Here is a 26765-nt window from a genome sequence, read left to right on the forward strand (position 1 = left end):
CGGCGCCGGCGGCTGCACGATGTCCTGAAACGGCGACAGTGCCGTGAACGCAAAGCGCGTTCGCTGCGACCAATGGCGATCGCCGCCGAAGCGCAGGGGAATCGGATGCTGGACGCCCAACAATTGATGTGGACGCAGATTGCCGCCGGCATCGCGGTGCTGCTGTCGGGATTGATGCTGTTCAACCTGGTCCGCATGTGGGGCCGGATGCGGGCCGCGCGGAGCTGGGACAAGGTCGAGGGCATCATCACGGTCTCCAGGGTCGACCAGCCGGCCGCACATGCCTCGGACGACCAGAATGACGCCAGGCCCATCATCCGCTATCGCTATCGGGCCGGCGGCCAGGAGCTGGAAAGCGACAAGATCTTCGTCGGCGGCCCCGCCATCACGACGAGGGTGCTGGCCGCAAAACTGACGGGGCGATATCCGGTCGGCGCCCATGTCGAAATCCATGTCGATCCGAAGCAACCGGCCGAGGCGCTGCTGGAGCCCGCCGCGGCACAGAACGTCGCGGCGCTCGTGGCGTTCACGATCGTGTTCGGCGTCATCGCCGCCACCCTGACCGCGCATTCGCTTGCCGGTCACGTGCTGTACGCCGACAACGGCGTTCCGCTGTTCGCCTTCGCGCTGCCGATCATCGTGCTCGTGGGCGGCGTGTTCTGCGTCGCCGAATATGTCCGGACGCGCCGGCTGGCGAGCGCCAGCCTGCGCTGGCCGACCACGACCGGCAAGGTCACCCGCTGCGACGTGATCGAGGAGATCATCGAGGAGAAGACCGAACACGACAACAGGCCGACGACGTCGAAGCTTGTGCACCGCTATCAGGTCGATCTCCGCTACGCCTACAAGGTCGACAAGCGCGACTTCACCGGCACCGAAATCAACTGGGGCGGCACCATGATCTCCGGGCTGCGCGATGTTGCCGAAAAGGAAGCGGCGAAATATCGCCCCGGGCAGAACGTCAGGGTTTATTACAACCCGAACCAGCCGGGACAAGCCGTGCTGGAGCCTGCGAGCCGGGAAGGCGCGCTGGGACCGCTGATCGCCGCCGCCGTCTGCGCGGTCGTCGGAGGCCTGTTCCTGACGATCCTGATCAAGATCGGGTTCGCATAGCGGCGCCTCTCCCCGCGGGCTTGCTCCGCCTCTCCCGCTTGCGGGAGAGGCCGACGCGCTCGCAGAGCGCGGCGGGTGAGGGCTCTCACCACACAGGGACACCCTCCGCAATTCTCGACAATCCCGACGCGGAGACACCCCCACCCCAGCCCTCCCCCGCAAGCGGGAGAGGGAGCCCACTGCCGATGCTGTCGCATCGTGCATACTATATGCGATTGCCCTGCCGCCTGCGGGGAGAGTTGAAAAAGGCTCACCCCTTTGGCGGCGCCAGCGGCTGCACGATCTCCCGGAACGGTGCCAGCGCCTCGCAGCGCTCGGCATGGGCGCTGAGCGCCGGATAGCGCACCGTGTCGAACAATTGCGGATGCGCCTCGCGGGTAAAGCGGACGACGCAGGCCACCGCGATGTCAGCGTGGCCGATGCGGTCGCCCAGCCAATACGGCGTCGCCACCCTGGCGCGCTCGGCTTCGAGCACCTTCAGCACGTCGCCGATCTGCGCCTGGCAACGCTCGACCCATAGCGTTAGCTGCTCCTTTCGCAGCACGCGCTCATAGAGCAGGCTCACGGTCTTGTCGCCAAGACCGGACGCGAACGCGCAGATGCGCAAATGCTTCCGCCGATCGGCGCCGCTGCGCGGCAGCATCGCCTTCTCGGGCCCGACGAGCTCATCGAGATAATCCAGGATGATCGTGCTCTCGATCAGCGCCTCGCCGTCGTCGAGCACCAGCGTCGGCACGCGGCGCAGCGGATTGTATGGCGCGATCCTGTCGGCGTCGCCGAAGGTCGACCACGGCCTGTGCTCGAAGGCGAGCCCGTAAAGCCGCAGCGCAATCGCGACGCGGCGGACGAAGGGAGAGTCGTATTGGCCGATCAGGAACATGGTTTTTGCTCGCTCGTCATGGCCGGGCTTGCCCCGCCTGCGGGGCCAAAGCCCCTTCGGCGCGGCGTAGGCCCGGCCCTCCATTCTTCATTACGGGCGCATTTTTAGGTAGAGATGGATGCCCGGATCAAGTCCGGGCATGACAGAGCTGGGCACGGAGCAAGAAGATGCAACGAGTCGCACCGGTCACGCTTGGGCTTTCTCTGCTCGCAGCAGCGCATCTCGCTCACGCGCAGGACCGCCCGACCGGCTTCCAGACGCCGTCGAACAACATCGCCTGCCAGTTCTACACCGACAATAGCCAGGGCATCTCCGTTGCGACCTCATGAACATGGACGCGCCCGCGCCGGCCCGCCGATTGCGAACTCGACTGGGGCCACGCCTTCGAGATGAGCGCAAAGGGAGCTGCGGGGCGCATCTGCGCCGGCGACACGGTGATGGGTCCGTCATTGCCGGTGCTGGCCTATGGCGAGGTCTGGCAGCGCGCGGGATTCACCTGCCGGTCGGAGCAGACCGGGCTGACGTGCTTCAATGCGATGCAGCGAGGGTTTTCGCTGGCAAGGGCGAAGCAGGAGGTGTTTTCGGTCAAACGCTCATCTAAATCAGCACGAAACAGGTGGAGAACTACCAAAAAGGATCACCGCAAGCTACTCTTTGCGCCTTCCATCAGGCACTTTCCTGCAACCGTAGCGGGAGATCAAGTGCGATGACGACAAAGGGCTATCGAGTCCGCATTTCACGCGAAGGCGAAGAATTTGAAGTCGAGGGAGACAGAGCCTTCGTCCTTAAAATGCTCGAGCGCTTCCACCCGAACGAAAACCCGGCGGCAGCGGTCGAAGCATTGGGCTCCGCCCGGAATCGCGGAAAGAAGGTCAGCCCGGCCGTTGTCGCGAAAGCTAAGTCGATCTCGATTCGGGAGTTTGTCCAGCAGCTTAGGCTCAAGAGGCACACCGATATAACTCTCGCGTTCGGCTATTACTTAGAGCGCCAAGCTGATACTACCGAATTCACTCCTGCGGATATTAACAACTGTTACTACGAAGCGAAGATCGAGAGCTCGAACACGAGCCAAATGATAATTCAGAACATAAGACGAGGGTACATGATGCTCTCGAAGACTAAGGGCGAGAAAGGTAGAAAGAGGTACACACTAACTAGATCGGGTGAAACCTTTATAGAATCGAAGATTTCAGAAAGCGCTTCATAGCGAGGCGCATATGGCGACCGCAAAAAAGCCGAAGGAGACCAAGGCGGCCCAAAAGTTATCGCCGCTACTAAGGTCTGCGTTCGAAGTGCTGAACCACGGCCTTTGGCATTTTTTTAGAAGCGACACATCCACCGACATGAAGTTTGCCTTGCTCCACGTCGATCAGGCCATCGAGTTAATTCTGAAGGAGTGCGTGCGAGCGGCCGGCAAGTCTATCTACCGGAATCCCAAGGAGACTATCACTATTTGGGGAGCGTATGAGATCTTGGCGGGATTGAACGTGGTGATTCCCGAACGCGCAGATCTTGAGCTATTGCACGAAGAAAGAAACAGCATTCAGCACAAGTACGCGAACCCGACGGCGGACGACGCAGCATTCCACATAGATAAAGCTATGCGCTTCATACGACGATTCCTGACGGACCAATTGGGTATCGACGTAAAGGATTACGTATCGGCAGAATTTCTTGACCAACTGGACGACTGATAGAAACGGCACTGCCTGTTCAGCCCGCCCAATAACCAACAAGGATACCACAGGAAGTAAAATGTCCGTTCGCTTCACGATCATCTACGCGAGCCTGTTCTTCGTCCTCTTAATCTTGGTCGCCTTTCTAACTGGCCCGCTATGGGGTCTCCGTTTGGACTACGAGAAAGGCCAGCAAATGCAGCTCATACAGCTATGTTTGCCAGTTTTCCTCTCTTATCTCGCGGCCGCAGTGTCTTATGCAACCGTAGGAAAGACGTTACCAGAGCCGACAGGCGAACGAGGAAAGATTTTGCGGCTGGTGACCCTCGGCGGTTTCACCATTTTCCTCGTCGGCGTCACCGTTTCAACATTGATGTACTTCGCAACCGCGAATGGCTGGTTAAAGAATGGAGGCTTAGATTTTGAGAAGTACAGCCTGACTCTCACCCTTTTACTCGGATTTTTGGGTAGCACCACGTCGACCGTATCGACGTTCATCTTTTCGGCCAAGCAATAGAAAGGCCGTAGGAAGATGATAAGAGTTTATCTTCTTTGCACAATCACGATGATCATAGCAACGGCTACAGCTGTTGCCGCGAAGGACTCGTCACTCGCACCGACTCATCTCTGCTATTTTTTCAAGACGCTATTGCCCTGCGCCAAGCTTCGAGCGCCAATATCGCTAGAAGGATTTCAAAAGGTTAACTACCGCCCGACCAAGTGGATACCGCTTTGGCCCAAAAACACTGCCTTCGGAGGCGACGACAATAGCGACGCAAAGCTTCAGCCGGATTATTACAACCGAGCAATTCCATTCAACCCGATGCAACCAAACATCGAGTCGGTCGACCTGAACTCCGACATATTCGGTGCGAGCTTCGTGGACAACGAACTCTCCAGAATATCGAGTTGGATGTTGCCCCAAGAGAAGTATGCACTGGCGCTAGTCGATTCCTCCAAAGTGTTTCGCGCTCCTCAAATTCTTGAACTTTGGAAGCAATCGTTGAAGTCCGGCTTACATTGTGAGCAACATGCAACAGAATACACTGCAGGCCCCGCAGTTGAGCGCTTTTGTGCCTTCACACGACTATCTTCCAAGAAGAAGATAGCACCGCTCGAATATTGCACGTACGAAGTAGACGTCCCATCCAATATCAGGGGTGAAATGACGTGCACAGTGGTTGCAGAGATCTCAGATGCCTCCTCAAAGCTATTGGCGGCGCGCTACGTTTATTATGACTTCAGCGGCGGTGACTATGCGGGACAGTTTCGATGCCAATTCGATCGTATGACCCTTGATCAAGCTAGCGATCAGTTGCGCAATTTTGTCAGACAAAGGTTCGGCGCGTCTTCGAAATACTTCGCCCTCCCGGACGAGGGCGGAGGCTTCAGATTTAGGGCCGAGGGAATCAATGTTGAAGACAAGGAGGAGCGCATGTTCGTGCGAACAGCACTCTCTGGGAGCATGAGCCTTGACCTACGCAAAAAAGGGCGCACGCCAGCCGTCTCGATTTTTCTGGACGCTTGGTTCAGCGTAAGCGCGCAAGCAAGTGACGATATTATCAGCTATCGAGAGCCCAGCTCCGCGATGGGCAATCGGCTGCGCAATCACTTTGAGGATACCCTTAAGAGTTTCATGAACAATGGTTCTTCATGTTGGTTCGATGGTTGACACGCAGCCTCTCGCCGCTCGGAAGCCCATCCCCTAACCGTTCTCGCCTACTCTTGCGGCCGCCCTATATTCGACTTGACGCAGCGCTCTAGGCCCGCATTTACCGGCAAGCTTGACTAGGTGGGGATGAACGCTAACTTCTAGCCCACGAGACAGACGGCGACTAGCGCCATATAGCGCGGCCTCTCTCCAGAGCATGCAATGAAGGCGGTGCTTTTAAGCGAGCCTGTTACCGTATACCTACTCGATGATCGGCACGTGCTTCGCTGCATCGCGCGGCGCCGTGCCGTCGAGGCGCGGATCGTCGGCCACCTCGATCTGCCGGCGGAACGGGCGGAATCCGGAGCGCTGGTAGAACGCGACGGCCGAGGGATGGTCGAAGGTGCAGGTGTGCACCCAGACGCGGTTGGGCTCGCGTGACCAGGCGATCTCCAACGCGCGGTTCATCAGGAAGCGGGCGGCGCCCGTGCCGATCAAGCCAGCGGTGACGCCGAAATAGACCAGCTCGCACTGGCCGCCCTCGCGGAAGTCGAGTTCAAGCAGGCCTTCGTCGCGGCCGGCCACGACAAGGGCGTAGACCTCTATCCCCGGTGCGTGGATGATTGCGGCGAGTTCGGCATCGTTCATGCGCGCCCGCGAGAACCACAGCCACTCCTCGCCGACGCGGCGGTGGAGATCGCGATACCAATCGAGCGTGGGTGCGTCGGCCTTGCGAAGCGTCCATGCGCCCGGCGGATCGTCACGGCGCGCGGGACGCTCCGTCATCTCCAGATGGGTCACGACGGCGGCGATCTTCCCGGCGGGGACGTCGGAATATCCGTCGGGGAGGATCATTCTGATTCCGTTTTGTTATGCATGGTGTTGAAACTTGAAGAGCGACGGCGATGCCTCCACTCGGTCATTGCGAGAGCAGCGAAGCAATCCAGACGCTTTCCGCGGAGACGGACTGGATTGCTTCGTCGCAAGCGCTCCTCGCAATGACGGTGGGGAGGCTACTAGAGCGGCCTACCCTTCCCCCTCGTCGCTCGCCAGCACGCCCTTCACCGCGCGCGCCCAGCCGGCGAGCTTTCGCTCTCTTGTCGCCTGGCTCATGTTCGGCTTGAAGCGGTGCTCGAGGCGCCAATTGTCGGCGAACTTGGTCGGCTCGGGATAGACGCCGGCCGCAAGACCAGCGAGATAGGCGGCGCCCAGCGCCGTCGTCTCCTGGATCACGGGGCGATCGACGGGGGCATCGAGGAGATCGGCGAGGCGCTGCATGGTCCAGTCGGAGGCGGTCATGCCGCCGTCGACGCGGAGGACCACACTTGCCGTTTCCGAGCTGGGCCAGTCCGCGCGCATCGCGGCCCAGAGGTCGAACGTCTGGTAGCAGACGCTTTCGAGTGCGGCATGCGCGAGTTCGGCCGGGCCGGTGTTGCGGGTGAGGCCGAACAGCGCGCCGCGCACACGCGGATTCCAGTAGGGCGCGCCCATGCCGACGAAGGCGGGGACGAGATAGACGCTCTGCATGGAGTCCGACTGGTCGGCAAGAGGTCCGGTCTCGGCGGCGTGCTTGATGATACCGAGGCCGTCGCGCAGCCATTGCACCGCGCTTCCCGCGACGAAGATCGAGCCTTCGAGCGCATAGGTACGCTTGCCGTCGAGCTGATAGGCGACGGTGGTGAGCAGCTTGTTCCTGGAGACGACGGGCGTGGTGCCGGTGTTGAGCAGCGCGAAGCAGCCGGTGCCGTAGGTGGACTTCATCATGCCCGGACGGAAGCAGGCTTGCCCGATGGTCGCGGCCTGCTGGTCTCCGGCGATGCCGGAGATGGCGATGGCGCCGCCGAACAGGTCCGGCACGCTCTCGCCGAAGCGGGCGGAGGAATCCTTCACCTCGGGCAGCATCGAGCGCGGCACGCCGATGATCTCGAGGAGCTCGTCGTCCCACTGGCCGGTGTGGATGTTGAACAGCAGCGTGCGCGAGGCATTGGTGGCGTCGGTGGCGTGCACCTTGCCGCCGGTGAGGCGCCAGAGCAGGTAGCAGTCGACGGTGCCGAACATCAGCTCGCCGCGCGCGGCGCGACCGCGCGCGCCGGGAACGTGATCGAGAATCCAGGCGACCTTGGTGCCGGAAAAATAGGGATCGATGATCAGGCCGGTCTTCTGCGAGATCACGCCCTCGCGGCCGTCGGCCTTCAGTTTCGCGCAGATGTCGGCGGTGCGGCGGTCCTGCCAGACGATGGCGCGGTGCACGGCCTGCCCGGTGGCGCGGTCCCACACCACGGTGGTCTCGCGCTGGTTGGTGATGCCGATCGCGGCGATGTCCTTCGCCGTAATGCCGGCCTGCTCGATCGCATCGCGGCAGACCATCACGGTCGAGGTCCAGATGTCGTCCGGCTCGTGCTCGACCCAGCCCGAGGCCGGAAAATGCTGCGGAAACTCCTGCTGCGCTTTTGCGGCGATCGAGATGTCGCTGCGGAAGACGATCGCGCGCGAGGACGTGGTGCCCTGGTCGATGGCGAGGATGAAAGACATGGAAACTTACCTTGGCCGCTATCCCGGAGGGGATCATTGTGTCGCGCCAAAGGGAGCGGATTGGAGGCGGAAGGTCAAGATTGGATGCGGGCGTCTCGACCGTTCCCTTCTCCCCTTGCGGGAGAAGGTGGCGCAAAGCGCCGGATGAGGGGTATGCTTCGGCGACCACAGCAGGAAGAGATTCACGCGCGGAGAGAACCCCTCACCCGTCTCGCCGCTCCGCGGCGATCCACCCTCTCCCGCAGGGGGAGAGGGAAAGAAGCCTACACCGCCGCCGTGGTCACGCCGCCGTCGATGACGATGGTTTGCCCCGTCATGAAGCTCGACGCATCCGAGGCCAGATAGGCCACCGCGCCGGCGATCTCGTCGGGTTCGCCGATGCGACGGAGCGGGGTGGTGGCGGTGCGGCGCTTGAGGTTGGCTTCGTCTTCCCAGAGCGCGCGGGCGAAATCGGTCTTGACGAGGCCGGGCGCGATGCAATTGACGCGGACGCCTTTCGGGCCCCATTCGCCGGCGAGCGAGCGGCACAGCGCGAAGTCTGCGGCTTTCGAGATGCCGTAGGCGCCGATCACGGTGGAGCCGCGCAGGCCGCCGATCGAGGAGATGATGATCACGGAGCCGTTGCCGCGCTCGACCATTCCAGGGATCGCGAGCGCGGAGAGCCAGATGTTGCTCTTGACGTTCGAGCCCATGATCTTGTCGAAGGCTTCGTCCGTGATGTCGAGCAGCGGGCCGTAGTACGGATTCACGGCGGCATTGCAGACGAGGATGTCGATCTTGCCGTAGTGCTTGATCGTGCCGGAGATCAGCGCCTCGACCTCGGCCTTGCGCGCGATGTTGCAGGGGATGACGGTGGCATCGCCGCCCGCCGCGATGATGCCGTCGGCGACTTCCTTGCAAGCGTCGGCCTTGCGGGAGGACACCACGACCTTGGCACCGAGCTTTGCGAGCAGCTCGGCGGAGGAGCGGCCGATGCCGCGGCTGGAGCCGGTGACTATGGCGACCTTGCCGGTGAGATCGAAGGGGGTGTTTTTCATTGGTGTTGCCTCGTTGATACCGCGCACTCGTCATTGCGAGCGAAGCGAAGCAATCCAGAGTCTTACCGCGGAGGCAGTCTGGATTGCTTCGTCGCTGCGCTCCTCGCAATGACGAAGGAGAGACCTAGATCAACCCGCCCGCATCCGCGACGCGGCGCTGGTGGTAGTCGGTGTCGCCGAACGAGTTCTCGATCATGGTGAGGCGCTTGAAGTAGTGGCCGATCTTCGCCTCCATGGTCATGCCGATGCCGCCGTGGAGCTGGATCGACTGCTGGCCCACGAACTTCAGCGACTTGCCGATCTGGACCTTGGCGGCGGCGATCGCGTTGGAGCGCTCGTGAGCGTCCTCGAAATCACCGGCCATGGTCGCGAACATCGACATCGAGCGCGCCTGCTCGGCGGCGACGAACATGTCGGAGGCGCGGTGCTGGAGCGACTGGAACGAGCCGATCGCGACGCCAAATTGCTTGCGCGTCTTGATGTACTCGACCGTGGTCTTGAGCGACTCGTCCATCAGGCCGACGGCCTCGGCGCAGAGCGCGATGCGGGCTTCGTCCACCACACGCTCGATGAGGGCGAGCGAGTCGTCGGGATTGCCGAGTGCGGCATCGGCTCCCACCTCGACACCCGTGAAGGTGATGTCGGCGGCGTGCAGGCCGTCCTGCGTCGGGTACGACTTCTTGGTGACGCCCTTGGCATTCGCCGGCACCAGGAACACGCCGATGCCGGTCTTGTCGCGGCGGTCGCCCTTGGTGCGCGCGGTGACGATGAGGGTGTCGGCATTCTCACCGTTCAGCACGACGAATTTTTCGCCGTCGATGACCCAGCCGTCGCCTTTCTTCTTCGCGGTCGTCGAGACGTCGAACAGGTCGTAGCGCGAGTTCTTCTCGAGCTGGGCGAACGCCAGCGTCTTGCTGCCGTCAATGATCCCGGACACATGCGCGGCCTTCTGCGCATCGCTGCCCGCATGGCGCAGGAAGCCGCCGCCGATCACGACGGTTGCGAGATACGGCTCGAGCACCAGCGCCTTGCCGAGCGCTTCCATCACGATCATGGTCTCGACGCCGCCGCCGCCGAAGCCGCCATCGGCTTCCGCGAAGGGCAGGCCCAGCAGGCCCTGCTCGGCGAGCTTGCCCCAGACGGCTTTGCTCCAGCCGCCCTTCTCCTTCATGTACTTCTTGCGGCTCTCGAAATCGTAGGAGTCGGTCAGCAGGCCGTCGATGCTATCCTTGAGAAGCCGCTGCTCCTCGTTCAGATCAAAATCCATGTTTCTCTCCAAATCGGCGGGAATTGCCCTGCCGTCGCCTCACCCTCAGACGTCATCCCCGCGAAGGCGGGGATCCAGTAAACGCAGCCGCCTGCCGTACTCACGACTGCCGCGGCGTACTGGGTCCCCCGCCTTCGCGGGGGACGACACCGTCATCGTTGACTCACAGCCCCAGCACCGCCTTGGCGATGATGTTGCGCTGGATCTCGTTGGAGCCGCCGTAGATCGAGACCTTGCGGTTGTTGAAATAGCTCGGCGCGATCTGGGCGGTCCAGTCCATGGCTTCGTTGGAGCCGTCGTCGCCGTGCAGATCGTAGGGCGCGGCGAACGGGCCGATCACTTCCATGAGCAGCTCGGTGGTGGTCTGCTGGATCTCGGAGCCCTTGATCTTCAGCACCGATGAGGCCGGATTGGGCTTGCCCTTGCCGTGCTTGCCCTCGTCGGCGACGACGCGGAGCTGGGTCAGCTCGAGCGCCTTCAGCTCGATCTCGCAGGCCGCCAGCTTCTCGCGGAACGCGGCATCCTGGATGATCGGCTTGCCGCCCGACTCGACCTTGCCGGCGAGATCGCGGATGCGGCGCAGACGTTCCTTGGAGACGCCGACCCGGGCGATGCCGGTGCGCTCATTGCCGAGCAGGAATTTTGCGTAATCCCAGCCCTTGTTCTCCTCGCCGATCAGGTTCTCGATGGGCACCTCGACGTCGTCGAAGAAGACTTCGTTGACCTCGACGCCGCCGTCGATGGTCTGGATCGGGCGCACGGTGACGCCCTTCGACTTCATCGAGAACACGATGAAGGAGATGCCCATCTGCTTCTTGGCGGTCGCATCGGTGCGGCAGAGGCAGAAGATCATGTCAGCGTGCTGGGCCAGCGTGGTCCAGGTCTTCTGGCCGTTGATGATCCATTTGTCGCCCTTGCGCTCGGCCTTGGTCTTGAGCGAGGCGAGGTCGGAGCCGGAGCCGGGCTCGGAGAAGCCCTGGCACCACCAATCGTCGACATTGGCGATGCGCGGCAGATACTGCTTCTTCTGCTCTTCATTGCCGAAGGTGTAGATGACCGGGCCGACCATGCTGACGCCGAAGGCGAGCGGCTGCGGCGCCGGATAGGACTGCAGCTCCTCGTTGAAGATGTAGTGCTGCACCGAGGTCCATCCCGTGCCGCCATACTGCGTCGGCCAGTGGCTGGTGCCCCAGCCCTTCTTGTTGAGGATGCGCCACCAGGTCACCATCTCGTCCTTCGAGAGGTGACGGCCCTCGACCAGCTTGCGCCGCGTGTCCGGCGGCACGTTGTCGCGGAAGAACGAACGCACTTCCTCGCGAAACGCCTGCTCTTCTTTCGTGAATGCGAGATCCATTGGATCCTCCTGTGAGCGAATTTTATTCTTACCAAACCCGCTGTCATTCCGGGATGCGCCGTAAGGCGCAGGCCCGGAATCCATATCCCCGACTGGTGACTATGGATTCCGGGCTAGCCGCTTCGCGGCGCCCCGGAATGGCAGAAACATTTACTGCAACACCTCGAACAGACCGGCAGCGCCCATGCCGCCGCCGACGCACATGGTGACGACCGCGTACTTGGCCTTGCGGCGGCGGCCTTCGATCAAAGCGTGGCCGGTGAGGCGCGCGCCCGACATGCCGTAGGGATGGCCGACCGAGATCGCGCCGCCGTTGACGTTGATCTTGTCGGGGTCGATGCCGAGCTTGTCGCGGCAATACAGCACCTGCACCGCGAAGGCTTCATTGAGCTCCCACAGGCCGATATCGTCGACGGTGAGGCCGTGACGCTTCAAGAGGCGGGGCACGGCGAAGACCGGGCCGATGCCCATCTCGTCCGGCTCGCAGCCGGCGGAGACGAAGCCGCGAAAGATGCCGAGCGGCTGCAAACCGCGCTTGGCGGCTTCCTTGTCGCTCATGATCACGGAGGCGCTGGCGCCGTCGGAGAGCTGGCTGGCATTGCCGGCGGTGATCGAAAAACCTTCGCCGCGGACGGGCTTCAGGCCGGCAAGGCCCTCAGCCGTGGTCTCGGGGCGCGGGCCTTCGTCCTGCGACAGCGTCACCTCTTTCATCGACACCGCGCCAGTCGCCTTGTCGGTGACGGCCATCAGCGTCGTGATCGGCGCCAACTCGTCCTTGAACTTGCCGCCCTGCTGGGCCGCGGCGGTGCGGCGCTGGCTCTCTAGCGAATATTCGTCCTGCTTCTCGCGGGAGATGCCGTAGCGCTTGGCGACGACTTCCGCCGTGTCGATCATGGGCATGTAGACCTCGCCCTTGATCTTGAGCAGCGCCGGGTCCTGGGCGTGGAAGCCGTTCATCTTGTCGTTCTGCACGAGGCTGATCGACTCGCCGCCGCCGCCGACCGCGATCTCGACGCCGTCGAAGATCACCGAGCGCGCGGCGAGCGCGATCGCCTGCAGGCCCGAGGCGCATTGCCGGTCGATCGTGGTGCCGGCGACGGTGACGGGCAGGCCAGCGCGCAGCAGCGCCTTGCGGGCGATGTTGCCGCCGGTCGATCCCTGCTGGAGCGCTGCACCCATCACGACGTCCTCGACCTCCTTCGGATCGACCTTGGCGCGCGCGACGGCTTCGCCGATGGCATGGCCGAGCAGCGTGGCGCCCTCGGTGGCGTTGAGCATGCCGCGATAGGCCTTGCCGATCGGGGTGCGGGCGGTGGAAACGATGACGGCGTCGGTCAAGAGCGACCTCCTGATGCAGTTTGGATGGATTGTGCTGGTTTCTGCTGCTGGCGCAATTCGTGGCGCGACAATTTTCCGACCGGCGTGCGCGGCAGGTCGTCGACGAACTCGACCTCTGCAGGCAATTCGTGCTTGCCGACCTTGCCAGAAAGCTGCGCGCGCAGCTCGTCGAGCGAGAACGGCCTTGCGTCCGGCCGCAGCTTGATGAAGGCCTTGGCGGCCTCGCCGCGATAGGGGTCGGGAATGCCGAGCACGATCACCTCGTGCACGCCCGGGATGGTGTAGATCGCCTGCTCGATCATCTGCGGATAGACGTTGAAGCCGCCGGAGATGATCATGTCCTTCTTGCGGTCGACCAGGAAGAAATAGCCGTCGGTGTCCATGTAGCCGATGTCACCGGTGAGGAAGCGGCCGTCGGCGAAGGATTCGGCGGATTCCTTCGGCTTGTTCCAATAGCCCCTGGTGACATTCGGGCCCTTGATGCGGATCTCGCCCACTTCGCCCGGCGGCAGCACCTTCGCCGGGTTCTCCAGCGAGACGACGTCGAGCTCGATGCCGGGCAGCATCAGGCCGATCGAGCCGGGCTTGTCGGGGCCTGTGGGCGGATGGCCGGTGCCGGGCGAGCAGGTCTCGGTCATGCCCCAGCCGCTCCTGAGCTTCTTGCCGACCTTGCTCTCGAAGAACCTTGCGACCTCGACCGGCAGCGGCGCGCCGCCCGAGCCGATGGCATTGAGCGAGGAGAAGTCGCGCTTGTCCAGGTCAGGCAGCGCTGCGATCGCGATCCACATCGTGGGAACGCCCGGGAAATAGGTCGCGCGCTTCACCTCGATATCGCGCATCACCGCCTCGACGTCGAAACGCTGATGGAGCGAGATCAGATTGCCGCGGCTGAGCGTGGACAAGAGCACGACGGTGAGCGCGTAGATGTGGAACAGCGGCAGCACGCAGATCACGCGCTCGATCACATCGCCGCGCGTCGCACGCGACGGCTTGCCCCAGACGTCGTAGATCGACACCGCGGAGGTGAGATTGCCGTGGGTGAGCATCGCGCCCTTGGGAAGGCCCGTGGTGCCCCCGGTATATTGCAGCAGCGCGACGTCGTCGGCCGTCACGGACGGCCACTGCGCGGGTGCGGTCGCGCCCTCGATAAACGTCTTGAACGTGACGATGCGGGGATCGTTGGGGATCGGCGCCTGCGGCGTGCCGACCTTGCCCCAATTGTCGTCCTCGCAGACGACGAGGCGGTCGATCAGGCCCTTCTCCAGAAACTTCAGCGCGGTCGGCAGCAGCGCGGCGAGGTTCGAGGTCACGAGCAGACGCGAGCCGGAATCCGAGACCTTGTGGGTCAGCGCGATCTCGCCGTCGAGCGGCGACAGATGCGCGACGCGGGCGCCGGCCTTCAGCGCGCCGAAGAAATTGACGGGATGGTCCGGCGTGTTGCCGAGGAACAGTGCCACGGAAGAGTTCTTGCCGATGCCTTCACGCAGGAAGGCGGCGGCCGCGCGCTCGACCATGGCGGCCAGATCGGTATAGCTGATCGGACGATCGCGGAATTCCAGCGCGGTGCGCGGGCCGTAATTCGCTGCGGCGTTCGACAAGAGGTCAGGCAGCGAACCCTGGACGATGGTGTCGTCCCAACGCACGCCCTCGGGATAAAACTGTTCGCCGGGATGGGTCATTGCTTCCTTAAACCACACAGACCGTCATTCCGGGGCGATGCGAAGCATCGAACCCGGAATGACTGAGAGCTGGAGCGCAAAGCTCCATCAAGCCGCTTTCGAGGCCGCCGCGAGCGACGCAAAGGTCTTGCCCTCGGCCGCGAGCTTCTTCAGCAGCGGGGCGGGCTCGAGGCTGGGGTCGTTGGTCTCCTTGGCGTAGAAGGCCAGGCGATCGGCGATGTGCTTGAGGCCAACGGTGTCGGCCCAGAACATCGGGCCGCCACGATAGATCGGCCAGCCGTAGCCGTAGAGCCAGACCACATCGATGTCGGAGGGGCGTGCCGCGATGCCTTCTTCGAGGATTTTTGCGCCCTCGTTGATCATCGGGTACATCATGCGCTCAAGGATCTCGTCGTCAGTGACGACGCGCTTCTTGCGGCCGAGACGCAGCAGCGTCTCGTCGATCAGCTTCTCGACCTCCGGGTCGGGCAGCGCCGAGCGGGAGCCGGCCTCGTACTTGTAATAGCCCTTGCCGGTCTTCTGGCCGAAGCGGCCGGCTTCGCACAGCGCATCCGCGATCTCCGACTTGATGCCGCGGTCCTTGCGCGAGCGCCAGCCGATGTCGAGGCCGGCAAGGTCGCCCATCGCGAACGGACCCATCGGCATGCCGAATTTTGTAACCACGGCGTCGACCTGCTGCGGCAGCGCGCCTTCGAACAGCAGCTTTTCCGACTGCTTGCCGCGCTGGGCCAGCATGCGGTTGCCGACGAAGCCGTCGCAGACGCCGACCACGGCCGGCACCTTGGCGATCTTGCGCGCGATGGTGACGGCGGTCACCAGCGCATCCGGCGCGGTCTTGTCGGCGCGCACGATCTCGCACAGCTTCATGACGTTGGCTGGCGAGAAGAAGTGCATGCCGAGCACGTCCTGCGGACGCTTGGTCGACTTCGCGATCTCGTCGATGTTCAGATACGAGGTGTTGGAGGCGAGCACGGCGCCCGGCTTGACGTACTGATCGAGCTTGCCGAACACCTCTTTCTTCACCGCCATGGTCTCGAACACGGCTTCGATGACGAGGTCAGCATCGCCGACATTCTCGATGCCGACGACGCCGTTGATCAGCGCCATGCGCTTGGCCGGCGCATCGGCCGGGATGCCGCCGCGCGCGGCGGTCGCTTCCCAGTTCTTCTGCATGATGCCCATGCCGCGCTTGAGCTGCTCCTCACCGGTCTCGATCAGGGTGACGGGAACACCGGCGTTGGCAAACGACATCGCGATGCCGCCGCCCATGGTGCCGGCGCCGAGAATGGCGACACGGTTAACGGGACGCGACTTGGTACCTTCGGGCACGCCGGCGATCTTGGCGGCCTCGCGCTCGGCGAAGAAGGCATAGCGCTGCGCCTTCGACTGGTCGCTGGCGACAAGCTTGAGGAAGCCCTCGCGCTCCTTCTTCAGGCCCTCGTCGAACGGCAGGTCGATGGCGTAGCCGACCGCGTCGGCCGCCGCGAACGGCGCTTCCAGGCCGCGCGACTTCTTGGTCATGGCGGCGACCGCATTGGTGAAGATCGAACGGTCGGCCTTGGCGGCCGCGATCTTGGAATCGTCGTCGCGCAGGCGGCGCAGCGGACGCTTCTCGGCAATCAGCTTGCGGACGAAGGCTTCGCCGCCGGAGGCCGGGCCCTCGACGATCTCCTCGATCAGGCCGTTCTTGAGCGCTTCGGCCGCGCCGATCGGGTCACCGCCGACGATCATCTTGACGGCAAGTTCCGGCCCGACCGCGCGCGGCAGGCGCTGGGTGCCGCCGGCGCCCGGCAGCAGGCCGAGCTTCACCTCGGGCAGGCCGAGCTTTGCCTCTTTGACAGCCACGCGATAATGGCAGGCCAGCGCGACCTCGAGGCCGCCGCCAAGCGCGGTGCCGTGGATCGCGGCAACGATCGGCTTCGGCGAGTTTTCCATTTCGGCCAGAACTTCGTTCAGGCCAGGCGGCTTCGGCGGCTTGCCGAATTCGGTAATGTCGGCGCCGGCGATGAAGGTGCGCCCGGCGCAGGTCAGCACGATGCCCTTGATCGCGGGATCGGCGATTGCGGCCTTGATGCAGTCCAGGATTCCGCCGCGCACTGCGGCACTCAGCGCATTGACCGGAGGGCTGTTGACCGTGACGATCCCGACTTCGTCATGACGCTCAAGCTTGACCACTTCGCTCACGGTGTCCCTCCTTGGTGGGGTAACTTTGTTCAATTTCGCACTGCGGAATTTAATTCCGCATCTTGACGGCAGGGTTATTTTGAAGCACGGACGTTGTCAACGACTCCGCGCAAGAAGCAGATCAGGGATGAAGCGTACAGGCAAGAAGACAGCGACCGACCGGAATTTCGTCGTCGCGCTTTCCCGCGGACTTGACGTATTGCGCGCATTCCAACCCAGCGACGGACTTCTCGGCAACCAGGAGATCGCTGCGCGGACCAACCTGCCCAAGCCGACCGTTTCGCGCCTGACCTACACGTTGACGAAGCTCGGTTATCTGACGCCGGTTCCCCGTTTCGAGAAATATCAGCTCGCGCCCGCCGCAATGGCGCTCGGCTACGCGGCGTTATCCAACCTCGGCGTTCGGCATTTGTCCGAACCGTTTCGCGAGGAAGTGATGCGTGCGACCGGCGGCGCCGTGGCAATCGGCGGCCGCGACCGTCACAGCATGATTTATTTCGGGCAAAGCCGCGGCAGCGAGACCGTCGGCGTTCAACTTGACGTCGGCTCCCGCGTGCCGATTGCAACCAGCGCGATGGGTCGCGCCTATTTCTGGGCGCTCGACGAAGACAATCGCGCCGAACTGTCCCGCGTCCTGCGCGAACATTACGGCAGCCGCTGGCCCAAGATGCGCGACGGACTGGAACGTTCTGGCGAGACCGTGGCGAAATACGGCTTTGCGATTTCCGTCGGCGACTGGCACGACGACATCGGCGCGGCCGGCGTCGCGCTGAGGCTCAATGACGGAACCGGACCTTACGCATTCAATTGCGGCGCGCCCGCATTCCGTTTCACGGAAGAGCGTTTGATCAACGACATTGGACCGCGCCTGCTTGCGATGGTAAGGAACATCGAAGCGGCACTCGGGGGACTGATGCCGCAATCCAAAAAAGACGTCAGCAAAAAGCTGAAATCAGGAGGAAAAGTTGCGCGTGTGGCCGAGGGGTTCAGATAGCCTTTGTCATGATCGGGAGCGGTTCACATCGCACCGTCGTCCGCTGAACATTGTGGGCGAGACGACATGACGCAGGCACAGCTCGCGCAGGGGACATCGCCCCTGCTCGCGGTTCGCGACGTCAGCGTCGTGTTCGGCGGCATCGTCGCGCTCAACGGCGTGTCCTTTGACATGCACAAGGGCCAGATCCTCGGATTGATCGGCCCCAACGGTGCCGGCAAGACCACGCTCTTCAACTGCCTCTCCCGGCTCTACCAGCCGTCGTCCGGCGACATCCTGATGGAAGGCGCGAGCATCTTGTCGCGTCCGCCGCACCGGATCGCCGAGATCGGCATCGGCCGCACCTTCCAGAACGTGGCGCTGTTTCCGAACCTGTCGGTGATGGACAATGTCCGCGTCGGCACGCATGCGCGGACCTCCAGCGACATCATCAGCGACTCGCTGCGCCTCGCCTGGATCCGCCGCAGCGAGACCGACGTCAACAAGAAGGTGCACGAGATCCTCGCCTATCTCGACCTCGAGGACGTCGCCCACACCGTGGTGTCCGGGCTGCCGTTCGGCACCCAGAAGCGGGTCGAGCTGGCACGCGCGTTAGCTGCCGACCCGAAGATCCTGCTGCTCGACGAGCCCGCCGGCGGCCTCAACCACGAGGAAGTCTACGTACTCGGCGACCTGATCCGCCGCATCCGCGACGAACGCCACATGACGGTACTGCTGGTCGAGCATCACATGGGCCTCGTGATGTCGATCGCCGACCACGTCGTCGCGCTCAATTTCGGCAAGAAGCTCGCGGAAGGCACCCCCGCCCAGGTGCAGGTGGACCCCGACGTCATCAAGGCCTATCTCGGGAGCAAGGACCAATGACGACGCTGCTCAACGTCAAGGACCTGCGCGCCTATTACGGCCAGGTCCAGGCGCTCCATGGCCTGTCCTTCTCGCTCAACGAGGGATCGCTGACAACGCTGCTGGGCGCCAACGGCGCCGGCAAGACCACGACGCTGCGCGCGATCTGCAACATGGTGCGCTCGACCGGCGGCATCGAGTTCGACGGCAAGCCGCTGAACAACCGCTCCACCGAAAGCATCGTGCGGTTCGGCATCGCCCACGTGCCGCAGGGCCGCGGCACCTTCACCACCATGACGGTGGAGGAGAACCTTCAGCTTGGCGCCATCACCCGCAAGGACAGCGCCGGCATCGTCTCCGACATCGAGCGCATGTATGCGCATTTCCCGGTGCTCAAGCAGCGCCACACCCAGCAGGCCGGCACGCTCTCGGGCGGCGAGCAGCAGATGCTCGCGGTCGCCCGCGCGCTGATGCTGCGGCCGCGGCTGATGCTGCTGGACGAGCCGTCGTTCGGCCTCGCCCCGCTGGTGGTGCGCGACCTGTTCGGCATCCTCGGCAAGATCAACCGCGAGGACAAGGTGTCGATCCTGGTGGTCGAGCAGAACGCGCAGCTCGCGCTCGAGCTCGCCGACCAGGCCTATGTGATCGAGACCGGCCGCATCGTGATGTCGGGCAATGCCAAGGACATCGCGAACAACGAAGAAATCCGCAAATCCTATCTGGGTTATTGAGGGAGCCGGCACGATGGAGCTTTTCACCAACCAGGTGCTGGCCGGCATCGCCACGGGCGCGATCTATGCCTGCATGGCACTCGCCGTGGTCATGATCTACCAGGCCATCGACCATCTCAATTTCGCGCAGGGCGAGATGGCGATGTTCTCGACCTTCATCTCCTGGCAGCTGATGCAGTGGGGCGTGCCCTACTGGGCCGCCTTCGTGATCACGCTGGCATTCTCTTTTGTCGCCGGCATCGCAATCGAGCGCATCCTGTTCAAGCCGCTGACGAAGGCGCCGGTGCTGACCAATGTCGCCGGCTTCATCGCGCTGTTCGCGATCATCAACTCCTCGGCCGGCCTGATCTGGGACTTCACCATCAAGCAATATCCGACCCCGTTCGGCTCCTCGCCGTTCCTCGGCAGCCAGCTGATCTCGACCCACCAGGCCGGCATGATCGGCGTCACGGTGCTGCTGCTGCTCGGCCTCTACTTCTTCTTCCAGTACACCCGCATTGGTCTTGCCATGCGCGCGGCCGCATCCGTGCCTGAATCGGCCCGTCTCGTCGGCATCAACACGAGCTGGATGATCGCGCTCGGCTGGGGCATGGCGACCGCGATCGGCTCGATCGCGGGCATGCTGATCGCCCCGGTCGTGTTCCTCGAGCCCAACATGATGGGCGGCGTGCTGATCTACGGCTTTGCCGCGGCGGTGCTGGGCGGACTGACCAGCCCGTTCGGCGCCGTGGTCGGCGGCTTCCTGGTCGGCGTGTTCGAGAACCTCGCCGGAACCTACATCCCCGGCGTCGGCAACGAGCTGAAACTCCCGATCGCGCTCGCGCTGATCATCTCCGTCCTGGTCGTCAAACCCGCTGGCCTTTTCGGCCGGCACATCGTCAAGCGAGTTTGATCATGAGCGCCGCAGAAGAAGTCGTTGCAGAAGGCCACCAGGCGGTCGAGGCCGTTCCGAAGCGGGCCATGACACTGGGCACCGGCACCTCGCTGGTGGTGCTCGCCGCGCTGATCATCATGCCCGTCTTCGTCAAGAACTTCATCATCTTCCAGATGACGATGCTTTTGATCTACGGGCTGGCGGTGCTGGCGCTGAACATCCTGACCGGCGGAAGCGGCCAGTTCTCGCTCGGCCAGAGCGCGTTCTACGCCGTCGGCGCCTACACGACCGCGGTGCTGATGGAGCACTTCAACGTCAACTACGCGCTGACCCTGCCGATCGCGGGCGTCGTCTGCTTCGCCTTCGGCTTCCTGTTCGGGCAGCCGGCACTGCGACTCTCCGGCGTTTACCTCGCGCTCGCGACCTTCGCGCTCGCCACCGCGATGCCGCAGCTGCTGAAGCTGAACTTCCTCGAGCACTGGACCGGCGGCGTGCAGGGCCTCGTCGTCACCAAGCCCGATGCGCCGTTCGGCCTGCCGATGTCGCAGGACATGTGGCTCTACTACTTCTCGCTCGCCGTGGTGCTCGCGATCTACATCTTCTCGGTGAACCTGCTGCGCTCCCGTTCGGGCCGCGCCTTCATGGCGATCCGCGACAACGAGATCGCGGCTTCCGCCATGGGCGTCGACGTCGCGCTGTACAAGACGCTGGCCTTCGGCGTCTCCGCCGCCATCACCGGCATCGCCGGTTCGCTCGGCGCCATCGCGGTGCAGTTTGTCGCGCCCGACAGCTACACCATCACGCTCGCGATCTCGCTGTTCCTCGGCATGGTGGTCGGCGGCGTGGGCTGGCTGCCCGGCTCGATCGTCGGCGCCGCCTTCATCATCTTCGTGCCGAACATCGCGGAAGGCATCTCCAAGGGCCTCTCCGGCGCGGTGTTCGGCGTGCTCCTGTTCGCCGTCATCTACCTGGTGCCGCATGGCGCAAGGCAAGTCGCAATCCTGGGCCAGCAGCTCGCCGGCAGGCTCAGGAAGAACTGAAAACCCTCATTGAAGGAGACCAAATTGTTTCTAGGAAGAATACTGCGAACCACCGCACTGGTAACGGCGGTCGCGACCCTCACCTGCGGCGCTGCGCTCGCTCAGAAGAAATACGACACCGGCGCGTCCGACACCGAGATCAAGATCGGCAACATCATGCCGTACAGCGGTCCGGCGTCGGCCTATGGCATCATCGGCAAGACCGAAGAAGCCTATTTCAAGATGATCAACGACAAGGGCGGCATCAACGGCCGCAAGATCACCTTCGTCACCTATGACGACGCCTATTCGCCGCCGAAGGCCGTCGAGCAGGTCCGCAAGCTCGTCGAGAGCGACGAGGTCCTGGCCGTGTACAATCCGCTCGGCACGCCCTCGAACACGGCGATCCAGAAGTACCTGAACGCCAAGAAGATCCCGCAGCTCTTCGTCGCGACCGGCGCCACCAAGTGGAACGACCCGAAGAATTTCCCCTGGACCATCGGCTGGCAGCCCTCCTACCAGAGCGAAGCGCAGATCTACGCGAAATGGCTGATGAAGGAAAAGCCGAACGCCAAGGTCGCGATCCTCTATCAGAACGACGATTTCGGCAAAGACTACCTCAAGGGCACCAAGGACGGTCTCGGCGCCAAGAGCGCGTCCATGATCGTCATGGAAGAGAGCTATGAAGTCTCCGAGCCCTCGATCGAGGGTCACATCGTCAAGATCAAGGCCGCCAATCCCGACGTGCTGCTGATCTACGCGACGCCGAAGTTCGCGGCCCAGACCATCAAGAAGACCGCCGAGCTCAGCTGGAAGCCGCTCCAGATCCTCACCAATGTGTCGATCTCGGTCGGCAGCGTGATGAAGCCGGCCGGCTTCGAGGCCTCGCAGGAGGTGCTGTCGGCGGCCTATGCCAAGGATTCCACCGATCCGCAGTGGAACAACGACCCCGGCATGAAGAAGTGGAACGAGTTCGTCGACAAGTACATGCCCGGCGCCGACAAGACCGACACCGGCATGGTCTACGGCTATGGCGCGGCGTCGACCCTGGTCAAAACGCTGGAAATGTGCGGTGACGACCTCACCCGCGCCAACCTGATGAAGCAGGCCGCTTCCCTGAAGGATTTTGCTCCGGACACCCTGCTGCCCGGCGTCAAGATCAACACCAGCGCCACCGACTTCGCCCCGATCTCGCAGCTCCAGATGCAGCGCTTCAAGGGCGAGAAGTGGGAGCTGTTCGGCGAGATCATCAGCGGCGACGTCGCCTCCGAGTGACGCTGACGCCATAGTCCAAGTCCGATCGAAGAGTCGAAAAGCCCCCGCGGGAGACCGCGGGGGCTTTTTGTTGACGTCGGGCGTCAATCTTGTTCAATGCGACCGATCCAGCCCGGGGTAGGAGACCCATGATCGCCGTTCGATTCCAGATTGCGGCCTTCTCGGCCGCACTCGCATTGTGCACTGCGATGCCCGGTCCGGCGCTGGCGCAGACGAAATACGACAGCGGCGCGTCCGATACCGAGATCAGGATCGGCAACATCATGCCCTATAGCGGGCCGGCCTCCGCCTATGCCGTCATCGGCAAGACCGAGGAAGCCTATTTCGCCAAGGTCAATGCCGAGGGCGGCATCAACGGCCGCAAGATCAAGTTCATCTCCTATGACGACGGCTATTCGCCGCCGAAGACGGTGGAGCAGGCGCGCAAGCTGGTCGAGAGCGACGGGGTGCTGCTGATCTTCGGCTCGCTCGGCACCTCCACCAATGGCGCCATCCGCAAATACATGAACGAGAAGAAAGTGCCGCAATTGTTCGTGGCGAGCGGCGCCTCGAAATGGAACGATCCGAAGCAATATCCGTGGACGATGGGTTGGCAGCCGAGCTACGCCAGCGAGGCGCGGATCTACGCCAAGTACATCATGAAGGACAAGCCGGACGCGAAGATCGGCGTGCTCTACCAGAACGACGATTTCGGCAAGGACTATCTGAGGGGACTGAAGGACGGCCTGGGCGCCAAGGCCTCGATGATCGCAATGGCAGACGGCTACGACACCTCGGAGCCAGCGATCGACGAGCACGTCGTGAAGCTGAAGGCCTCCGGCGCCGACGTCTTCATCAGCATCACCACGCCGAAATTCGCGGCGCAGGCGATCAAGAAGGCGGCCGAGATCAACTGGCATCCGATCCACATCATCTCCAACGTCTCGGCCTCGGTGGGCGGCGTGCTGGAGCCGGCGGGCCTCGAGATCTCGCAAGGCATCCTGTCGGCGAGCTACACCAAGGACGGCTCGGACCCGCAATGGAATGCCGATGACGGCATGAAGAAATTCTACAACTTCCTCGCCAAATACGATCCCAAGGCCAACAAGCTCGATGCCGGCGTGGTGTTCGGCTATGCCGCGGCCCAGACCATGGTGAAGGTGCTGCAGATGTGCGGCGACGATCTCACCCGCGAGAACGTCATGAAGCAGGCCGCTTCCTTGAAGGATTTCGCGCCCGACACACTGCTGCCCGGCATCAAAATCAACACCGCGGCGGATAATTTCGCGCCCATCGAGCAGCTCCAGATGATGCGCTTCAAAGGCAGGAAATGGGAGCTGTTCGGCGACGTCATCTCGAGCGATCTCGGGCATTGAGCCCGCGCAACTCAAAATCGACGAAATCCAATCAATCAACCAAAGACAGCTGCGCCGTCTCGCATCCGCACACCGGACCGCGCCCCTTCCTGACTACTAAAGAAGCAGCCCCTGCGGCGTCGTCGCAGGGGCTTTCTGTTGAAGGCATCAGGCAAATCGTATTGAATTGCGGCTGCGTCGCCAAAAACAAGCAACACAAGAAAAGGGACGCACACACACCAAAAAAATAGGGAGATAGGAATGCCCGCTGTCACCGGCAAACTTGCGGCCGCGTCGCTCGCGCTTGCGCTCATTGCGGCCTCGGCCTCCACTGCATCGGCCCAGAAGAAATACGATACCGGCGCGACCGACACCGAGATCAAGATCGGCAACATCATGCCCTACAGCGGACCGGCCTCCGCCTACGGCATCATCGGGCGGACCGAAGCCGCCTATTTCAAGAAGATCAACGACGAGGGCGGCATCAACGGCCGCAAGATCAACTACATCAGCTATGACGACGCCTATTCGCCGCCGAAGACGGTGGAGCAGGCGCGCAAGCTGGTCGAGAGCGACGAGGTGCTGTTCATCTTCAACTCGCTCGGCACGCCGCCGAACTCGGCGATCCACAAATACATGAACTCCAAGAAGGTGCCGCAGCTGTTCGTCGCCACCGGCGCCACCAAGTGGAACGATCCGCAGAACTTCCCCTGGACCATGGGCTGGCAGCCCAACTACCAGAGCGAGACGCAGATCTATGCGAAGTGGCTGCTCAAGAACAAGCCGGACGCCAAGATCGCCGTGCTCTACCAGAACGACGATTACGGCAAGGACTACCTGAAGGGCCTGAAGGACGGGCTCGGCGCCAAGGCTGCGTCGATGATCGTCATGGAAGAGAGCTATGAGACCTCCGAGCCGACCATCGACAACCACATCGTCAAGCTGAAATCGACCGGCGCCGACGTCTTCATGAACATCACGACGCCGAAATTCGCAGCGCAGGCGATCAAGAAGAACGCCGAGATCGGCTGGAAGCCGCTGCACTTCCTCAACAACGTCTCGGCCTCGGTCGGCAGCGTGATGAAGCCCGCCGGCTTCGAGAACGGCCAGGACATCATCTCGGCCGACTATCTCAAGGACGTGTCGGATACCGCGTGGACCAACGATCCCGGCATGAAGGACTTCCTGGCGTTCATGACCAAATACTTCCCCGAGGGCGACAAGCTCGATAAGGGCACCATCGTCGGCTATGCCGTGGCCCAGACGCTGGTTCAGGTCCTGAAGCAGTGCGGCGACGATCTCACGCGCGAGAACATCATGAAGCAGGCGGCGAATCTGAAGGACTTCCGCACCGAGGCGCTGCTGCCGGGCGTGAAGATCAACACCTCGCCTGCCGATTTCGCGCCGATCAGCCAGCTTCAGCTCGAGAGGTTCAAGGGCGAGAAGTGGGAACTGTTCGGCGACGTGATCAGCGCCGACGCGGGCGGCTAACCGTCTGAAATATGCGATAACGACAAACTCCCTGCGAGATGATCGCAGGGAGTTTTTGCTGACCTGATTATGATTACGCGATTGCACAATCGAATGATGGTAAAGCCTGCTTACGCTTTTGCGCCCGATGCGGTAGGCATGTCGCTGCTATAGTCCGCCGAAGGCCTTCGTCATGACCGACCGACGTCCCCTGCTCCGCGCGCTCTACGACGCCGCCGTTGCCGCCGCCCATCCGAGCACGATCCTGGCGGCGCACCTGCGCCCCGCGCCGAAGGGGCGCGTGATCTGCCTCGCCGCCGGCAAGGGCGCCGCCGCGATGGCCGCGGCCGCGGAGCGGCATTATCTCGACACGCTGCAGCTTCCGCCGGAGCGCCTCGTCGGCATCGCCACCACCCGCCATGGCTACGGCGTGCCGACGCGCCGCATCCGCGTGGTCGAGGCCGGCCATCCCGTGCCTGACGAAGCCGGCCTCAAGGGCGCGGCCGACACGCTCGCGCTCGCAGGCGAGGCCGGCCCTGACGATCTGCTGCTGGTGCTGCTCACCGGCGGCGGCTCGGCGAACTGGATCGCGCCGGTGGACGGCATCAGCTTTGCGCAGAAGCAGGCGGTCAACAAAGCGCTGCTGCGCTCCGGCGCGCCGATCGGCGAGATGAACGTCGTGCGCAAGCATCTCTCGCGGATCAAGGGCGGCCGGCTCGCGCGCGCCGGCAGAAATGCCGCCGAGATCGTGACGCTCGCGATCTCCGACGTACCGCATGACGATCCCTCCGCGATCGCCTCCGGCCCGACCGTACCCGATCCGACCACGCTGGCGGACGCACGCGCGATCGTCGCCAGGTACAAGCTCGCGATCGACGACGCCGTGCGCAGCGCGCTCGACAATCCCGCCAACGAAAGCGCCAAGCCCGGCGATGCCGCCTTTGCCCGCGCGCATTTCGAATTGATCGCGCGGCCAAAACAGTCGCTCGACGCCGCGGTGAAGCTCGCAAAAGACGCCGGCTACGAGACCATCGACCTCGGTGCCGATCTCGAAGGCGAGGCCCGCGAGGTCGCCGCCGCCCATGCCAGGATGGCGCTCGACGCGCGCGCGCAAGGCAAGCGCCTCGCGATCCTCTCCGGCGGCGAGCTCACGGTCACCGTGCGCGGCAATGGCCGCGGCGGCCCGAACCAGGAATACGCGCTGGCACTGGCCGCGCTGTTGAAGGACACGCCAAACATCTCGGCGCTTGCCGGCGACACCGATGGCGCCGACGGCGGCGCCGGCCATCCCACCGACCCCGCAGGCGCCCTGATCGACGCATCGACCTTCGCCAAGATGAAGGCGCAAGGGCTGCAGCCGCAGGCCTATCTGGACAACAACGACGCGACGACGTTCTTCGAGGCCACCGACGACCTGCTCCAGCCCGGCCCGACCCTGACGAACGTCAACGACATCCGCGTGATTTTGGTGGACTGAGCCGGCGCCAGTCCTCCGCCGTCATTGCGAGCGGCGA

24 protein-coding genes and 1 pseudogene are annotated in these 26765 nt (G+C 63.2%); 16 read left to right on the top strand and 9 right to left on the bottom strand.

What is annotated here, in order from left to right; all coding sequences use genetic code 11:
- The first annotated feature begins 105 nt into the window (after positions 1–105).
- A complete protein-coding gene (locus PMI42_RS15455; RefSeq protein WP_085969590.1) occupies positions 106–1113 on the top strand; it encodes a DUF3592 domain-containing protein in 1008 nt (335 codons plus the stop codon).
- 250 nt (positions 1114–1363) lie between these two features.
- On the opposite strand, the gene PMI42_RS15460 is transcribed toward PMI42_RS15455, so the two are convergent.
- Entirely contained in the window at positions 1364–1993 is a 630-nt protein-coding gene (locus PMI42_RS15460; protein ID WP_035965795.1) for a glutathione S-transferase family protein, read from the bottom strand.
- 167 nt (positions 1994–2160) lie between these two features.
- Between PMI42_RS15460 and PMI42_RS40470 the strand changes: the two genes are divergently transcribed.
- From PMI42_RS40470 to PMI42_RS15480, 6 genes and pseudogenes are all read left to right on the top strand, one after another.
- Positions 2161–2322 (top strand): hypothetical protein, encoded by a 162-nt coding sequence (locus PMI42_RS40470; protein WP_008135670.1) that lies wholly within the window; start codon positions 2161–2163, stop codon positions 2320–2322.
- 27 nt (positions 2323–2349) lie between these two features.
- Positions 2350–2703 (top strand): annotated as a pseudogene (locus tag PMI42_RS40705) (DUF6636 domain-containing protein); the annotation flags it as partial.
- Entirely contained in the window at positions 2700–3200 is a 501-nt protein-coding gene (locus PMI42_RS15465; protein ID WP_008135672.1) for a hypothetical protein, read from the top strand. The pseudogene PMI42_RS40705 and the gene PMI42_RS15465, both read left to right, overlap by 4 nt.
- 10 nt (positions 3201–3210) lie before the next feature.
- Positions 3211–3687, top strand: coding sequence for a hypothetical protein (locus PMI42_RS15470; protein WP_008135673.1), 477 nt, complete (start codon positions 3211–3213; stop codon positions 3685–3687).
- 61 nt (positions 3688–3748) lie between these two features.
- A complete protein-coding gene (locus tag PMI42_RS15475) occupies positions 3749–4186 on the top strand; it encodes a hypothetical protein (protein WP_008135674.1) in 438 nt (145 codons plus the stop codon).
- Between the two features lie 48 nt (positions 4187–4234).
- Positions 4235–5341: a hypothetical protein gene (locus tag PMI42_RS15480; RefSeq protein ID WP_157195762.1), complete on the top strand. Its 1107-nt coding sequence runs from the start codon at positions 4235–4237 to the stop codon at positions 5339–5341.
- Positions 5342–5581: 240 nt separating this feature from the next.
- Here PMI42_RS15480 and PMI42_RS15485 read toward each other — a convergent pair whose 3' ends face one another.
- The 8 genes from PMI42_RS15485 to PMI42_RS15520 all read right to left on the bottom strand — a co-directional run bounded on the left by PMI42_RS15485 (position 5582) and on the right by PMI42_RS15520 (position 16711).
- Complete coding sequence (locus tag PMI42_RS15485) at positions 5582–6175, bottom strand: GNAT family N-acetyltransferase (RefSeq protein ID WP_008135676.1); 594 nt, start codon at positions 6173–6175, stop codon at positions 5582–5584.
- Between the two features lie 171 nt (positions 6176–6346).
- On the bottom strand, positions 6347–7852 hold the full coding sequence (glpK, locus tag PMI42_RS15490; RefSeq protein WP_008135677.1) for a glycerol kinase GlpK: 1506 nt from the start codon (positions 7850–7852) through the stop codon (positions 6347–6349).
- A gap of 263 nt (positions 7853–8115) precedes the next feature.
- On the bottom strand, positions 8116–8889 hold the full coding sequence (locus tag PMI42_RS15495) for an SDR family NAD(P)-dependent oxidoreductase (protein WP_008135678.1): 774 nt from the start codon (positions 8887–8889) through the stop codon (positions 8116–8118).
- A gap of 124 nt (positions 8890–9013) precedes the next feature.
- Positions 9014–10156, bottom strand: a complete 1143-nt coding sequence (gene pimD / locus PMI42_RS15500) for a pimeloyl-CoA dehydrogenase small subunit (protein WP_008135679.1) — start codon at positions 10154–10156, stop codon at positions 9014–9016.
- A gap of 163 nt (positions 10157–10319) precedes the next feature.
- A complete protein-coding gene (pimC, locus tag PMI42_RS15505) occupies positions 10320–11510 on the bottom strand; it encodes a pimeloyl-CoA dehydrogenase large subunit (protein WP_008135681.1) in 1191 nt (396 codons plus the stop codon).
- A 150-nt stretch (positions 11511–11660) separates the two neighbouring features.
- Positions 11661–12848: an acetyl-CoA C-acyltransferase gene (locus PMI42_RS15510; RefSeq protein ID WP_008135683.1), complete on the bottom strand. Its 1188-nt coding sequence runs from the start codon at positions 12846–12848 to the stop codon at positions 11661–11663.
- Entirely contained in the window at positions 12845–14527 is a 1683-nt protein-coding gene (gene pimA, locus PMI42_RS15515; RefSeq protein WP_008135685.1) for a dicarboxylate--CoA ligase PimA, read from the bottom strand. The genes PMI42_RS15510 and pimA overlap by 4 nt, the downstream gene beginning before the upstream one ends.
- An 87-nt stretch (positions 14528–14614) precedes the next feature.
- A complete protein-coding gene (locus PMI42_RS15520) occupies positions 14615–16711 on the bottom strand; it encodes a 3-hydroxyacyl-CoA dehydrogenase NAD-binding domain-containing protein (protein WP_008135687.1) in 2097 nt (698 codons plus the stop codon).
- 127 nt (positions 16712–16838) lie between these two features.
- On the opposite strand from PMI42_RS15520, the gene PMI42_RS15525 reads away from it, so the two are divergent.
- The 9 genes from PMI42_RS15525 (at position 16839) to PMI42_RS15565 (ending at position 26728) form a co-directional block, all read left to right on the top strand.
- Positions 16839–17705 (top strand): IclR family transcriptional regulator, encoded by an 867-nt coding sequence (locus PMI42_RS15525; protein ID WP_008135688.1) that lies wholly within the window; start codon positions 16839–16841, stop codon positions 17703–17705.
- 66 nt (positions 17706–17771) lie between these two features.
- Positions 17772–18569, top strand: a complete 798-nt coding sequence (locus PMI42_RS15530) for an ABC transporter ATP-binding protein (RefSeq protein WP_008135691.1) — start codon at positions 17772–17774, stop codon at positions 18567–18569.
- Entirely contained in the window at positions 18566–19279 is a 714-nt protein-coding gene (locus PMI42_RS15535) for an ABC transporter ATP-binding protein (protein WP_008135694.1), read from the top strand. The genes PMI42_RS15530 and PMI42_RS15535 overlap by 4 nt, the downstream gene beginning before the upstream one ends.
- 13 nt (positions 19280–19292) lie before the next feature.
- Entirely contained in the window at positions 19293–20171 is an 879-nt protein-coding gene (locus tag PMI42_RS15540) for a branched-chain amino acid ABC transporter permease (RefSeq protein ID WP_008135695.1), read from the top strand.
- 2 nt (positions 20172–20173) lie between these two features.
- On the top strand, positions 20174–21193 hold the full coding sequence (locus tag PMI42_RS15545) for a branched-chain amino acid ABC transporter permease (RefSeq protein ID WP_008135698.1): 1020 nt from the start codon (positions 20174–20176) through the stop codon (positions 21191–21193).
- Positions 21194–21217: 24 nt separating this feature from the next.
- Positions 21218–22447: an ABC transporter substrate-binding protein gene (locus tag PMI42_RS15550; RefSeq protein WP_008135699.1), complete on the top strand. Its 1230-nt coding sequence runs from the start codon at positions 21218–21220 to the stop codon at positions 22445–22447.
- Between the two features lie 128 nt (positions 22448–22575).
- Positions 22576–23802: an ABC transporter substrate-binding protein gene (locus PMI42_RS15555; protein WP_008135700.1), complete on the top strand. Its 1227-nt coding sequence runs from the start codon at positions 22576–22578 to the stop codon at positions 23800–23802.
- 240 nt (positions 23803–24042) lie between these two features.
- Entirely contained in the window at positions 24043–25272 is a 1230-nt protein-coding gene (locus PMI42_RS15560; RefSeq protein WP_008135701.1) for an ABC transporter substrate-binding protein, read from the top strand.
- 172 nt (positions 25273–25444) lie between these two features.
- Complete coding sequence (locus PMI42_RS15565; protein WP_008135702.1) at positions 25445–26728, top strand: glycerate kinase type-2 family protein; 1284 nt, start codon at positions 25445–25447, stop codon at positions 26726–26728.
- Positions 26729–26765 lie beyond the last annotated feature (37 nt).

Origin of the sequence: Bradyrhizobium sp. YR681 (assembly GCF_000282615.1) — a bacterium.
GTDB lineage: Bacteria > Pseudomonadota > Alphaproteobacteria > Rhizobiales > Xanthobacteraceae > Bradyrhizobium.